Origin of the sequence: Aestuariivita sp. (genome assembly GCF_021404545.1) — a bacterium.
Classification (GTDB): domain Bacteria; phylum Pseudomonadota; class Alphaproteobacteria; order Rhodobacterales; family Rhodobacteraceae; genus Aestuariivita.
This window is the reverse complement of sequence record NZ_JAAWWD010000005.1, coordinates 64,323-76,282: the sequence shown is the minus strand read 5'-3', so window position 1 is coordinate 76,282 and position 11,960 is coordinate 64,323. Positions and strand designations below refer to the sequence as shown.

At 61.7% G+C, this 11,960-nt stretch carries 10 protein-coding genes; 3 read left to right on the top strand and 7 right to left on the bottom strand.

The features are described 5' to 3' along the window. Positions 1-144: 144 nt before the first annotated feature. Positions 145-2,082 carry an AsmA family protein gene (locus tag HEP69_RS04350; protein ID WP_290557297.1) on the bottom strand — a complete coding sequence of 646 codons (1,938 nt, stop codon included), beginning with the start codon at positions 2,080-2,082 and terminating at the stop codon, positions 145-147. A 107-nt stretch (positions 2,083-2,189) separates the two neighbouring features. Between HEP69_RS04350 and rimO the strand changes: the two genes are divergently transcribed. Together rimO and HEP69_RS04340 are read left to right on the top strand one after the other, a co-directional pair. Then, positions 2,190-3,578 carry a 30S ribosomal protein S12 methylthiotransferase RimO gene (gene rimO / locus HEP69_RS04345; protein ID WP_290557296.1) on the top strand — a complete coding sequence of 463 codons (1,389 nt, stop codon included), beginning with the start codon at positions 2,190-2,192 and terminating at the stop codon, positions 3,576-3,578. A 358-nt stretch (positions 3,579-3,936) separates the two neighbouring features. Then, complete coding sequence (locus tag HEP69_RS04340) at positions 3,937-5,214, top strand: hypothetical protein (protein WP_290557295.1); 1,278 nt, start codon at positions 3,937-3,939, stop codon at positions 5,212-5,214. A 58-nt stretch (positions 5,215-5,272) separates the two neighbouring features. Here the strand turns inward: HEP69_RS04340 and HEP69_RS04335 are convergent, their stop codons facing one another. The 6 genes from HEP69_RS04335 to HEP69_RS04310 form a co-directional block, all read right to left on the bottom strand. Further along, a complete protein-coding gene (locus HEP69_RS04335) occupies positions 5,273-6,250 on the bottom strand; it encodes an Ldh family oxidoreductase (protein ID WP_290557294.1) in 978 nt (325 codons plus the stop codon). A gap of 1 nt (position 6,251) precedes the next feature. Then, the gene (locus HEP69_RS04330; protein WP_290557293.1) at positions 6,252-6,938 is read right to left on the bottom strand and encodes an ABC transporter ATP-binding protein; all 687 of its coding nucleotides are present in this window, start codon (positions 6,936-6,938) and stop codon (positions 6,252-6,254) included. After that, entirely contained in the window at positions 6,931-8,217 is a 1,287-nt protein-coding gene (locus tag HEP69_RS04325) for a lipoprotein-releasing ABC transporter permease subunit (protein ID WP_290557292.1), read from the bottom strand. Before HEP69_RS04325 ends, HEP69_RS04330 begins: the two co-directional genes overlap by 8 nt. 55 nt (positions 8,218-8,272) lie before the next feature. Continuing rightward, positions 8,273-9,199, bottom strand: coding sequence for a Hint domain-containing protein (locus HEP69_RS04320; protein WP_290557291.1), 927 nt, complete (start codon positions 9,197-9,199; stop codon positions 8,273-8,275). 519 nt (positions 9,200-9,718) lie between these two features. Further along, positions 9,719-11,116: a proline--tRNA ligase gene (gene proS, locus HEP69_RS04315; RefSeq protein ID WP_290557290.1), complete on the bottom strand. Its 1,398-nt coding sequence runs from the start codon at positions 11,114-11,116 to the stop codon at positions 9,719-9,721. 126 nt (positions 11,117-11,242) lie between these two features. Further along, entirely contained in the window at positions 11,243-11,383 is a 141-nt protein-coding gene (locus tag HEP69_RS04310) for a hypothetical protein (RefSeq protein ID WP_290557289.1), read from the bottom strand. On the opposite strand from HEP69_RS04310, the gene HEP69_RS04305 reads away from it, so the two are divergent. Beyond that, positions 11,373-11,888 carry a fasciclin domain-containing protein gene (locus tag HEP69_RS04305; RefSeq protein ID WP_290557288.1) on the top strand — a complete coding sequence of 172 codons (516 nt, stop codon included), beginning with the start codon at positions 11,373-11,375 and terminating at the stop codon, positions 11,886-11,888. The two genes, HEP69_RS04310 and HEP69_RS04305, sit on opposite strands and share 11 nt — an antisense overlap. Positions 11,889-11,960 lie beyond the last annotated feature (72 nt).

Sequence of the window (11,960 nt, the reverse complement as noted above, 5' to 3'; positions counted from 1 at the left end):
CTGAACGGCAATCAAAGACGGTGCATGAGGTCCCACATGTCCCTGTGCACCCCAATCTCTGCGGTTTCAGGGCCAAGCCGCCGCCGATCCCGTCTTCACAGGTAAGTCGGGGGGCGTAGGACCGCCTTTGATCTGGCAATTGGATCACTCCCCGCCCAGCAGCCGCCGCAGCCCGTCGCGTGCCCGCTCTTCCAGGGCGTCCTTGAGCGCGTCTTCGGTCGATTGCCCGTCCTGGCGGGTCACGCCCAGCTCCTCCTCCAGCTTTTGCTGAACCTGATCGCGGGCATCCTGCTTGATCTCCTCGACCTTGCCATCGACATCCAATTGCAGCGCCTCGCTGAGATCGGGCACGATCCGGGGCGCAGACCAGGGGCCACGGATCCGTACCGGGATCGCCAGGCCTTGCCCGGAATTGGCGCGCAGTGCGATCGGTGTAAACAGATAGTCGATATCACGGCTGCCCAGCCCAATCCGACCCGCGCCCTCGGCCCGGAAATTGGCCAGAAGGACCAGCAGGTCGTCATTCAGCAGATTTCCCTCTTGCATCGAAAATCCGGCCGTCAGGCTGTCAAAGACTGTGGTCCCGCCCGAGCCGTCACCGGTGCGCATCAACCGATCAAGGTCAAAGCCGGATATCACGCCCCGCCCCATCGCGACCGATCCCTGACCGGAGAGCGATTTCATGATCGCATCCATCGACTGACCCACGCCCAGAAATTCGATCTGGGTATCGGTCCTGCCGGAAAGCCGTGTGACACCGATCAGATCGCCCAGCATCTGCTCCATCTCGATCTCGCTGGCCTGCACATCACCACCGACGGACAGCCCGCTTCGGTTATTTGCGACCAATTGGCCGGTCACCACCCCGTCAAAGACCTCGATCTGATTGAGGTTGAGAACCGCACGCGATCGGTCGATGGTCAGGCCCAGCCGTGAAGTCCCCAATGCGAGGGGTCCCAGATCAATGCTCTGGGCCACCAGGCTGATGTCCCCGTTGATCAATCCCAGCGCGCTGGCATCAATCGGCGCGGTCGACCAGCCCGATGTCGCGGATCCCGCCTCTGCTGCGCCATCCGCCGTGCCGCCCTCGACCAGCCCGGAGAGGTCCAGGGCCCTTGCGGTCAGTTGTGCCGTCACGTTCGGGACATCGCCCAAGACGAGATCCGCCGCCCCGGCCAGACGATTTTGATCCAAATCCAGCGACAGATCCCGCAACGATATCCTGTTTCCGCCAGTAACAGTCACATCCGCCGCGGCTTGCATCCGGCGGCCCAACCCCTCGGGCGGAGCGGCACCGCCTGCGCCAAGGCCGGCCAGAAAGGCATCGGTTGCCTCTGTCGAAATCTCCATACGGCCGGCCACCTCGCCCGCCATATTGGCCCGTCCGTCAAAACTGAAGCGGCCACCCTCGGTTGCCGCCGCCAGACGCAGCGGCGCCACGGCGCCTTCAAGGAAGGCGGCAAAGCTGTCGATGCTGCCTGACAGCTCCAAAGGGGCCGTCCCCAAAGTCACAGATCCCGAAAAAGCCGCAGGACCCTCCGGCACGGGCCAGTTCAGCACGGCATCCACCCCGGAAAAGGCCCGCGGATCGCCCTCGGCGGGCACATAAATCAGGCTCGCATCGCTCAAGCTGATCCTCTCGAGCGTAAAGGACCGGGTGGTTGATCCTTCGCTGGTCGCCTCTGCGGCAACCGGTGCTGCGCCAAACTCCCAATTGCCGCGCCCGTCGGCGCGCGTGGCCAGACGGACAGTCGGGCTTTCGGCCTCGATATGCTTGATCTGGACATTTCCGCCCAACAGGGCCGCCGCATCCACCCCGATCGAAAGGCTCTTGGCCGACACCATCGGCTCTGCACCGGCCCAGTCGGCATTTGACAAGATCATCGGCCCCGTGCTCACCCCCAGAACCGGCCAAAAGCTCAGGCTCAGGTCCCCGGTCAGCACCAGTTCGCGCCCGGTCTGGGCGCGCACCTGATCGGCGGCGATGGCCGCGATCCGCTCCTTTGGCAGGAAAAAGACAGCGCCCACGGCAAAGACAGCAAGCAGGACCACCAGTCCCAACAATCGAAAAATCCAGCGCATCGCGCCCGTCCTCCAGCTCTTTTGGCCAAGGATGCCTGCAGATCGCCGTCCGTGCAATTGGCAACCCGCTCTGGGCAGCGCGCGGCACTTGGCCTATATGCGGACCGATGAGCACGAACCCGCCGAATCTCCGCCCCGATCTCGCTCCCGCCGTCCGGCTTGAGAGAGACTTACGTTCCGGCCAGCCCAGCATCGGGATGGTGTCTCTGGGCTGTCCCAAGGCGCTGGTCGATAGCGAGCGCATTCTCACGCGGCTGCGCGCAGAAGGCTATGGCGTGTCGCCCGATTATGCCGGGGCCGATGCGGTGATCGTGAACACCTGCGGGTTTCTCGACAGCGCCAAGGCCGAAAGCCTGGATGCGATCGGAGAGGCCCTAAGCGAAAACGGCCGGGTGATCGTGACAGGCTGTTTGGGCGCGGAGCCCGAGTACATCACCGGCGCCCATCCAAAGGTGCTGGCCGTGACCGGGCCGCAGCAATATGAACAGGTCCTGGACGCAGTGCATGCCGCTGTTCCACCCGCACCGGATCCGTTCGTCGATCTCCTGCCCGCCACCGGCGTGTCCTTGACCCCGCGACACTATTCTTATCTCAAGATCTCCGAGGGCTGTAACCACAAGTGCAAGTTCTGCATCATCCCGGATATGCGCGGTCGTCTCGCCTCCCGCCCGGCCCATGCGGTCCTGCGCGAGGCCGAAAAGCTGGTCGAGGCCGGGGTGCGGGAGCTGTTGGTGATCAGCCAGGACACCTCCGCCTATGGGCTGGATCGCAAATACGACCAGACCCCCTGGAAAGACGGCGAGGTGCGGAGCCATATCCTCGACCTCTCGCGCGAGTTGGGACGGTTGGGCGCCTGGATCCGCCTGCACTATGTCTATCCCTACCCGCATGTGCGCGATCTGGTGCCGCTGATGGCTGATCCCGACAATGGTCTGCTGCCCTATCTCGACATCCCGTTTCAGCATGCCCACCCGGATGTGCTGCGGCGCATGGCGCGCCCTGCCGCCGCAGAGCGTACCCTGGACGAGATCGCCGCCTGGCGGGCCACCTGCCCGGACATCACCCTGCGCTCGACCTTCATCGTGGGGTATCCGGGCGAAACCGAAGCCGAGTTTCAGACGCTGCTCGACTGGATGGATGAAGCGCAACTCGACCGTGTCGGGTGCTTCAAATACGAGAATGTGAACGGAGCGCGCTCAAACGCGCTACCCGATCATGTGCCCGAGGACCTCAAACAGGACCGCTGGGATCGGTTCATGGCCAAGGCGCAGGCCATTTCCGAAGCCAAGCTCGCCGCCAAGGTTGGCCAGCGGATCAAGGTGATCGTGGACGAGGTGGATGACGAGGCCGCCACTTGCCGCACCCAGGCGGATGCGCCCGAGATCGACGGAAACCTCTTTGTCGACGAAGGATTCGAAGGGTTGCGCCCCGGCGATATCGTCACGGTTGAGGTGGATGAAGCCGGAGAATACGACCTTTGGGGTACGCGGGTCTGAACGGTGTGACATTTGCGTCAAATCGCCTGCTCAAGACGCGGCGAAAGCGCCAGGCTGAACGCTCACCACGCTTGACCGCTGTGCTCTGGTAGGACACGCTTCATTTGTAGTGCGGAGCGCCCGTGACATGATCGCAATCGACCGAACAACTCCAACTCCAATACTCTGCTCGGGCTGACAAGTGGATTGCCATTCCAACCACAGCGTGTTTCTGCGCGCAGACGGGTCGTTGGCTTGCTGGGATGATGCTGGCAGCAAGCTGACCCTGACGGCCTTTCAGCCTGATATCGACCATTCCAAGGATGTCGTTTTTGGGGAGATCTTTTCAGGGATCCGAGACAGCCTTCGAAAGGGGGAAATGCCATTCCCCCAGTATTGCCAGGGTTGCATGGTTCTGGCGAGCGGAGCGTGTTTCAACCCGCTCTGGGCAGAGAAAAAGGAAATCCTGATCTTCCAGATCGAACCATCTATCGCGTGCAGCCTCGAATGCCCCGGCTGCATGACGCTGGCTGTGAGGAAGGCGCGGCACGGGCCGCCCTGGAACCTCGATATCGGGATCTTCGAGAAATATCTCTCGGATTTCAAAGCCGACGGGGTCTCGATCCGGACGATCGACTTTCAAGGGCACGGCGAACCCCTGATCAACCGGGACGTGTGGAAAATGGCGGGTCTTGCGAAATCCTATTTCCCGGATGCCAATATCACAATGTGCACCAACGCGCATGGGCGGTACGATCCCAGTCAGGTACATTCAGGCATTGATGAGGTCATGTTCGCGATTGATGGCGTTGACCAGCAAAGCTTTGAACAAAACCGCGTCAGGGGCGATTTTGCGAAGGCTTACACTTTCATGAAATCCTTCTGCCAGGGGGCTGCCAATGAAGGTCGGCACATCAAGACGATCTGGAAGTACATCCTGTTTGATTGCAACGACAGCCCCGAACAGTTGCTTCGCGCGCAAGAGTTGGCCGCCGAGGCCGGCGTCCAGGAGATCCATTTCGTCAACACTCAGCTCGGGCTCAAGGCGTCCAAGGTCTTTACCCTCGAGCAGATCCCTCGGTTGAACAACGGCGTCAAAGTCACCATCTCCGACTATCTCAGCAACTTTCACGACATCCTGCATGGGGTCGACAAGGCCCGTTTTGCGCTCTACCAAAAGGATCCGGACGCGGCCAAGGCCCACCTTCTTTTTGCAATGAACATGATCCGTCGGCGGTTCGAGTGTATCGAGCCAGACGACGATTTGCCTGCGTCCTATCAGGCACTTGTCTACGAGATTGACGATCTGAGTCGGCACGCCTTGTTGGATCCCGAAACGCGGTCACAGATCGCAGGCGGATTGCATATCATTCAAGACAAGCTCACCATCGGTGTTCTGGGCGCCAAAGACCTTGTCATTGAATGGAAGACCGAAGAGCTTCTTCGCCTCTCGCGTCAACTCAATGCGCGGCGCAGAACCGGTCTTGTCGCCCTGGCCAAATCAATCATCAAGGGCTGTCTGAACAAGCTTGAGAGCACGCTCTCAAAAGGCAGCGTGCCTGCAAAGAACGCCATCATCCAGCGCAAGGCGCAAAAGGTCTTCCAACTCGCACGCCAAATCGACCAGCGGCCCGGCCCAGGTGTCTCTGTGATTTAAGACCTGCCGCACCGGGTTTTGGTTTCTGCGCACTCTCATGCTCGGCGCTGTAAAACGCTCAGACCGCCAGCTTCTGGGCCAGCTCCCAGGCTGCGGGATCAACGCGCACCGGATCCGCCAGAACGCGGCCCTGCCCGGGCATGCGGGCCTCTTCGTCAATCGCCACCGCCTCGGCGACCTTTGTCACAGTCTCAAAGAACTCCGACGACGCGCCTGGATCGATCAACAGATAGAATTGGCCAAGATCATGCGGCGGCCCTTCCGGCGCCTTAAGCGGTCTGACATCGCGCGATGTCACGCTGCCAGTCATTCCGGCTGCCAAAAGCTCGACCATCAGGCCAAATCCCCAACCTTTGTACCCCCCCACCGAAACCAGCGATCCCGCCAAGGCGGCATCGGGATCGGTTGTTGGGCGGCCCTGCGCATCCACGGCCCAGCCTTCGGGGATCGGCTCCCCCGCGGCCTTGGCCATGGTGATCTTGCCCAGTGCGACCGTGCTGGTGGACTGATCGAACTGCATCGCCACCCCGCCATGTCCATCGGGCACTGAAAAGGCGATCGGGTTGGTGCCGATGACGCGGGTCTTTCCGCCCGGAGGGGCGACAATCGGCGAGGCGTTGGTCATACCCAGCCCGATCATCCCGGCCCGCGCGATCTGCCCGGTAAAAAACCCCACCGATGTGCAGGTATGGGTGTGCCCCACGGCAAACTGCACGGCCCCGCAGTCTCGCGCCGCTTCCAACGCGACGGGCAGGCCTTTCAGAAACGCCGCCTGGGCAAACCCCATCCGCCCGTCCACCTGAACGACGCCGGGGCGGGGACGGGTCACGGCAGGCTCAACATCCCCCTTCACGCGCCCGCTCTGCAACTGCTGGCAATAGCTCTCCAGATAATAGAGGCCGCAAATCCGGTTCCCGGTTGCTTCGGCTTCGGTCACCGCCGCGGCGACCGCATCGGCAATCCAGGGCAGAGCCCCGTGCCGCTCAAGCGCCCGTGCCGTTACCTGGTGAATGTCGTTCTGAGATATCTCTGTCATGTCATGGCTCATTTGTGAGACGTCCTGCCTCCAGCCGCACGGTCCGATCCATGCGCGCCGCAAGCGTGGGGTTATGGGTTGCGATCAGGGCCGACAATCCGGTGTCCGACACCAGTTCCATCAGCGCGTCAAAGACCTGATCCGAGGTCGCCGGATCAAGATTGCCCGTCGGCTCATCCGCCAGCAGCAGCCGGGGACGATTGGCCAGCGCCCGGCAAAAGGCGACGCGCTGCTGTTCACCGCCTGACAGGGCTGCGGGCCGGTGCGCCATGCGATCCTCGAGCCCCACGCGGCGGAGCAGATCGGCGGCATGAGCCTGCGCATCCCGACGTGAAGTCCCATCCGCAAGCTGTGGGATAACCACGTTTTCGGCGGCGGTGAATTCGGCAAGCAGGTGGTGAAACTGATAGACAAATCCCACCTGCGCGCGTCGCATCGCCGTGCGGGCCCGGTCCGGCAGGCCGGTAACGGATTGGCCGCTGATCGCCACCTCACCCGCATCCGGCGTGTCAAGCAATCCGGCGATATGCAAAAGCGTGGATTTGCCCGCGCCAGAGGGTGCGACCAGCGCCACGACCTCGCCCGCCGCTATGGTCAGATCGACGCCGCGCAATACCTCGACCTCGCCGGGCTGGCCGCGGTTGTAGGTCTTTGTCAGGCCTGCAAGGCTCAGCGCGGCCTCACTCATACCGCAAAGCCTCGACCGGATTGAGCCGTGCCGCCCGGCGCGCGGGGAAAATCGTCACGACAAAGGACAGGCCCAAAGACAGCGCCACGGCCGACAGCACATCCTCGAGCCGCAACTGCGCGGGCAGTTGATAAAGCCCCCGGATTGACGGGTCCCAAACGCCACCGCCCATCACATAGTTCACGAACGAGAAGATCGGGTCGATATAGATCGCGAACAGGCAACCCAGAATGACCCCGCACACCGTCCCGATGATCCCGGTGAACGCGCCACAGATAAAGAACACCCGCAAGACCGACCCTTGCGACAGGCCAATGGTGCGCAGAATGCCAATGTCGCGCCCTTTGTTCTTGACCAGCATGATCAGGCCCGACACGATATTCATCGCAGCGATCAGAACCAGGATCGACAGGATAATGAACATGACATTATCCTCAACCTCCAGCGCACGCAGGAAGCCGCCCGATGCATCTTGCCAGGTCCAGACCTGGGCCCGCTCACCTGCCGCGCGGATCAAGGGCAGGATCATCCCGTCAACGCGCTCGGGTTCTTCAACCATCACTTCAAGTTCATCCGCCACACCATCGCGATTAAAGAACAATTGAGCTTCTGAAAAGGGCAGATAAGCGCGCGTGCGGTCGATATCGTATCGGCCCGCGGAGAAGACATAGACCACCTCATAAGCGTTGATCCGCGGACTGGTCCCCAAAGCGGTTCGCACACCGTTGGGCGAGATCAGCCGTACCCGGTCCCCCACCTGCGCCCCGATCTCGCGGGCCACACCAGACCCCAGTGCGATGCCCTGATCGAACCGGGCAATATCGCCCTGGCTCGTGTCGGGGTTGGCAATCCCCGGCAGCGTGCGCAGATCCTCGGGCTTGATCCCATAGATTTCGACCCCGGAGTTTCGGCTGCGCAGATTGACCATGACCTGACCGCGCACCAAAGGGGCCACGCGGGTCACACCTGGCACCTCGGCGATGCGGGCAGCCATGGCGTCATATTCGCGAATGGTCCGGTCAATTCCACCCTGCGCGGTCACTTCACCGGCGTTATAGATCGTGACATGGGCATTGGCCCCCAGGATCGTGCCGACGAACTCGGCCCGGAACCCCGAGCGAACCGCAAGCGTCGCGATCAGCGCAAATACCGCCAGCGTGATCCCGATCAGGCTGATCCAGGTCATCACACTGACCCCACCTTCGGCGCGTCGGGCGCGCAGGTATCGCCAGGCGATCATCCACTCAAACGGGGCAAAGGGCGCAGGCTGTTTGGCCATGGTCAGATCCTGATGGGGCGCGGTCGGCGGACAGTGCGGATTTGCCCCCTCGGCGTCAAGCGGCCGCAGACCAGATCAGCGCCGCTTCATGTGCTTTGGCAACCTGTCGCGCAGTTGGCCACGAGCATGACAGCCTGGCCTCCAGATCTGGAAAGATCGACAGGATTTCGGCACGGGCCGCGGCGTCGGTTTCCAGAAAAAAGTCACCGGGATGAAAGCTTTCGGTCGGCACACCTTCGGCAAAGATGATCTCGTGCCGGTCAAACATAAGATGGATGTAATCGACCGAGCGGCACGGCGCGCTGTGGATGGTGTCGCCGTTGATCAAATGTTTGGCGGCAACCAGCACCTCATCCTGACCGAAAAGCAGCTCCGCCTGCCAACCGCTCAGCATCATGCGGTGCTGGGGCGAAACGATGAGGTCATGCACATTGCCCAGCGCTCCGGCCATGAACCGAACCGGGGTCAGCGCGCCCCGGCCCACAACGGTACGCCTGCCGACCCATCTGACGGGACACGCACCGTGATCCTGGGTTGTGACCAGATCGCCTGCGCGCAACGTCTCGACCGCGCGCGGTCCGCCGGGTGTGTTGATCAAAGTGCCGGGCGTGAAACAGGGGGCCGCTTCAAGCTGTTCGGGTGTGACGGCCTGTTGGGCCGACACCCATGTTGTACCTTCCAGGCTGCCATCCTGAAGCGTCTGGCCGTCAATCGGCGAGAACAGTTCGCGCCCATCCGCCAGATAGAAGGTGGCACCTGTATAGGTGATCTGGGTTCCATCCGCCGTTTCGATGGTGACCGTGTCGCCGGGATAGACATTGCGAATATCGACATTGTCAATTCTGTCCCCACCGGACCGTGAGATCGAGTCGTTATCGTTGCGGTCCTCGATGGTAAAGGTCTGCGCTGTCAGGGACGTCCCGTCGGCCGGCGGGCTCGATGGATCAATCACAAAAAAAATGTCAGAAAAGAACGTGGGCACGCCATTTCTCCTCGATCTGCCTCGCCAGCGTCCAGATCTGTCTTCGATCCGGTTCGCGTCATTTATCCACAACTCTAGCCGTTAGCGTGGCGTTTGTGAAATACCTTTGTGTTCCGATGTTTGCAGAGCGGTGCAGATGCGACTCTGGGGCAACGCCCCAAGGCATGGCACCCGACATCAGTGTCAGAGGTATCCGTTATCCACAGGGCAGTGGCCGAAGTGCCTTGCAAGACACCCTGTGGATAACTCTGGCCGCACCGTTTGAGCGCCAAATTTTGCAAAATGACACAGCCCAGGAGATTGCGCGAATAGTCGCGCTCAAGGTCAGCCGACAACTGGGGCGCGGCGGGCTGCCTTTCGGCGTCGCATCCGGTCTTGGCGGCAGAGGCTGTGTCGTCGCTCAGCCGCAGTTTTCCGACCGAACCATGCGGCGCCCTCTGGACGCACGCACAGGCGTCAGCTGCGCGAAAGGCCGGGTCATTCACGCGCGTGGTCGCGTGAAAGCGTGACTGTCGAGAGTTACAGCCAGGTGTGAAAGCTGCGCTTGGCCATCGGTTCGGGATGCTCGTCCTGACCGGGCCTGTGCGGCGCATAGATCGCGGCCAGTTTCGTTACCGCGTCCTCGGGGCTCAGTTCCTCGCTTTGTCCGGTACGGCGGCTTGTCAGTTCAACCACACCGTTCTTCAGTCCGCGCGGGCCGACCGTGATCCGCCAGGGCAGGCCGATCAGATCCATGGTCGCGAATTTGCCACCGGCCCGTTCGTTCCGGTCGTCGTAAAGCGGTTCCAGCCCCAGCGCGGTGATCGCGGCATAAAGGCGCTCGCATGCCTTATCCGCCTGATCATCACCCTGTTTGAGGTTCACAATTCCGCAATGGAACGGCGTCACCCCTTCGGGCCAGATGATGCCGTTTTCGTCGTGGCTGGCCTCGATAATCGCGCCAACCAGGCGGCTGACCCCGATGCCGTGCGATCCCATATGGACGGGCACCTGATCTCCCTGGTCGGTTTGAACCACGGCGCCCATCGCCTCGGAGTACTTGGTGCCGAAGTAAAAGATCTGCCCCACCTCGATCCCACGGGCCTGGCGGCGGCGGTCTTCGGGCAGAGCGTCAAAGGCCTCGGCGTCATGGGTCTCATCGGTGCGCGCGTAAAGCGAGGTGAACTCCTCCATCACCGCGCGGCACTGATCCACGTTGTCATAGTCGATGTCACGCTCGCCCAGGCGGATATCGGTGACGGCACTGTCATAAAAGACCTCCGACTCGCCCGTTTCGGCCAGCACCAGAAACTCATGCGTGTTATCGCCGCCGATGGGCCCACTGTCGGCGCGCATCGGGATCGCTTGCAGGCCCATCCGTTCGTAGGTGCGCAGATATGTGACCAGATGGCGGTTATAGGCGTGCAGCGCGTCCTCTTTGGTCAGGTCGAAATTATAGCCGTCTTTCATATAGAACTCGCGCCCCCGCATCACACCGAAACGGGGCCGGATCTCGTCCCGGAATTTCCACTGGATGTGATAGAGCGTCAGAGGCAGATCCTTGTAGGACGACACATGCGCGCGGAAAATGTCGGTGATCATTTCCTCGTTCGTGGGGCCGTAAAGCATATCGCGGTCATGGCGGTCGCGCACGCGCAGCAATTCGGCACCATAAGCGTCATAGCGGCCTGATTCCTGCCACAGATCCGCAGGCTGAAGCGTCGGCATCAACATCGGGATATGGCCCGCGCGCATCTGTTCCTCATGCACGATCTTTTCGATGTTTTTCAGCACCTTGAACCCCATCGGCAGCCAGGAATAGATCCCTGCGGCCTGTTGTTTGATCATGCCCGCGCGCAGCATCAGCCGGTGGCTGACGATCTGTGCCTCGGACGGAGTTTCCTTGAGAACGGGCAGGAAATAGCGGGTCAGGCGCATCGGCTCTCTCTTCTGGCGGTGTGTGCGTTCTTGAAACAGTCCTTGCGGTCTAAGCCATCCCAGCAAGGCAGGCAATCGGCGATCTGAAAGCCAACGCAGGCGAACCCGAGACCCGATCCGACGCGATCACGGAATGAGGAGCGCCGTCTCACGACGTCTGACGAAACCGTGTTCGGTCAGGTCCAACCCCGGCCAACTGCCGTATTCCTGATCACTTGCCACTTCGGCAGGCATAATTTCCATGGGGAGAAAGACAATGACATCCATTCGCACTCTGGCCGCCGCGGCGCTGACCGCCGCAACGCTGGGCACGGCTGCCAACGCGGCTTCGATCGTCGACATCGCATCGGGAGACGAGCGGTTCTCGACCCTGGTCGCCGCCGTCAGCGCCGCAGGTCTGGTGGAGACGCTGCAAGGCCCCGGGCCGTTCACCGTCTATGCGCCGGTCAACGACGCCTTTGCCGCCTTGCCCGAGGGCACGGTCGAGACGCTGCTTTTGCCCGAAAACAAGGATCAGCTGACCAATGTACTGCTGTATCATGTGGATGACCGCAAGCTGACTGCCGAGATGATCCCGGCAGGCTCGAATTTCTTCAAGCCGATCCTCGCGTCCGAGCGTCTGTGCATCACCAAAGGCGCCAGCGGCGTGACCATCGCAGATGGCACCGGCGATGTCGCCAATGTGGTGATCGCCAATATCGAGGCCGATAATGGCGTGATCCATGTGGTCGACAAGGTCCTGTTGCCCGGCACGCGGCCTGCCTGCCACTGATCGCGCCCGCGCGTGTAAGAAAACAAAGAGCCGCCCCCGAACGGAGGCGGCTCTCTTCTTGCGCCGATGGGA

What these genes read in the sequence shown, in the direction of transcription:
- HEP69_RS04350 (WP_290557297.1), bottom strand. Translation starts at nt 2,082, where the DNA reads ATGCGCTGGATTTTTCGATTGTTGGGACTGGTGGTCCTGCTTGCTGTC.
- rimO (WP_290557296.1), top strand. Translation starts at nt 2,190, where the DNA reads ATGAGCACGAACCCGCCGAATCTCCGCCCCGATCTCGCTCCCGCCGTC.
- HEP69_RS04340 (WP_290557295.1), top strand. Translation starts at nt 3,937, where the DNA reads ATGCCATTCCCCCAGTATTGCCAGGGTTGCATGGTTCTGGCGAGCGGA.
- HEP69_RS04335 (WP_290557294.1), bottom strand. Translation starts at nt 6,250, where the DNA reads ATGACAGAGATATCTCAGAACGACATTCACCAGGTAACGGCACGGGCG.
- HEP69_RS04330 (WP_290557293.1), bottom strand. Translation starts at nt 6,938, where the DNA reads ATGAGTGAGGCCGCGCTGAGCCTTGCAGGCCTGACAAAGACCTACAAC.
- HEP69_RS04325 (WP_290557292.1), bottom strand. Translation starts at nt 8,217, where the DNA reads ATGGCCAAACAGCCTGCGCCCTTTGCCCCGTTTGAGTGGATGATCGCC.
- proS (WP_290557290.1), bottom strand. Translation starts at nt 11,116, where the DNA reads ATGCGCCTGACCCGCTATTTCCTGCCCGTTCTCAAGGAAACTCCGTCC.
- HEP69_RS04305 (WP_290557288.1), top strand. Translation starts at nt 11,373, where the DNA reads ATGACATCCATTCGCACTCTGGCCGCCGCGGCGCTGACCGCCGCAACG.
- HEP69_RS04310 (WP_290557289.1), bottom strand. Translation starts at nt 11,383, where the DNA reads ATGGATGTCATTGTCTTTCTCCCCATGGAAATTATGCCTGCCGAAGTG.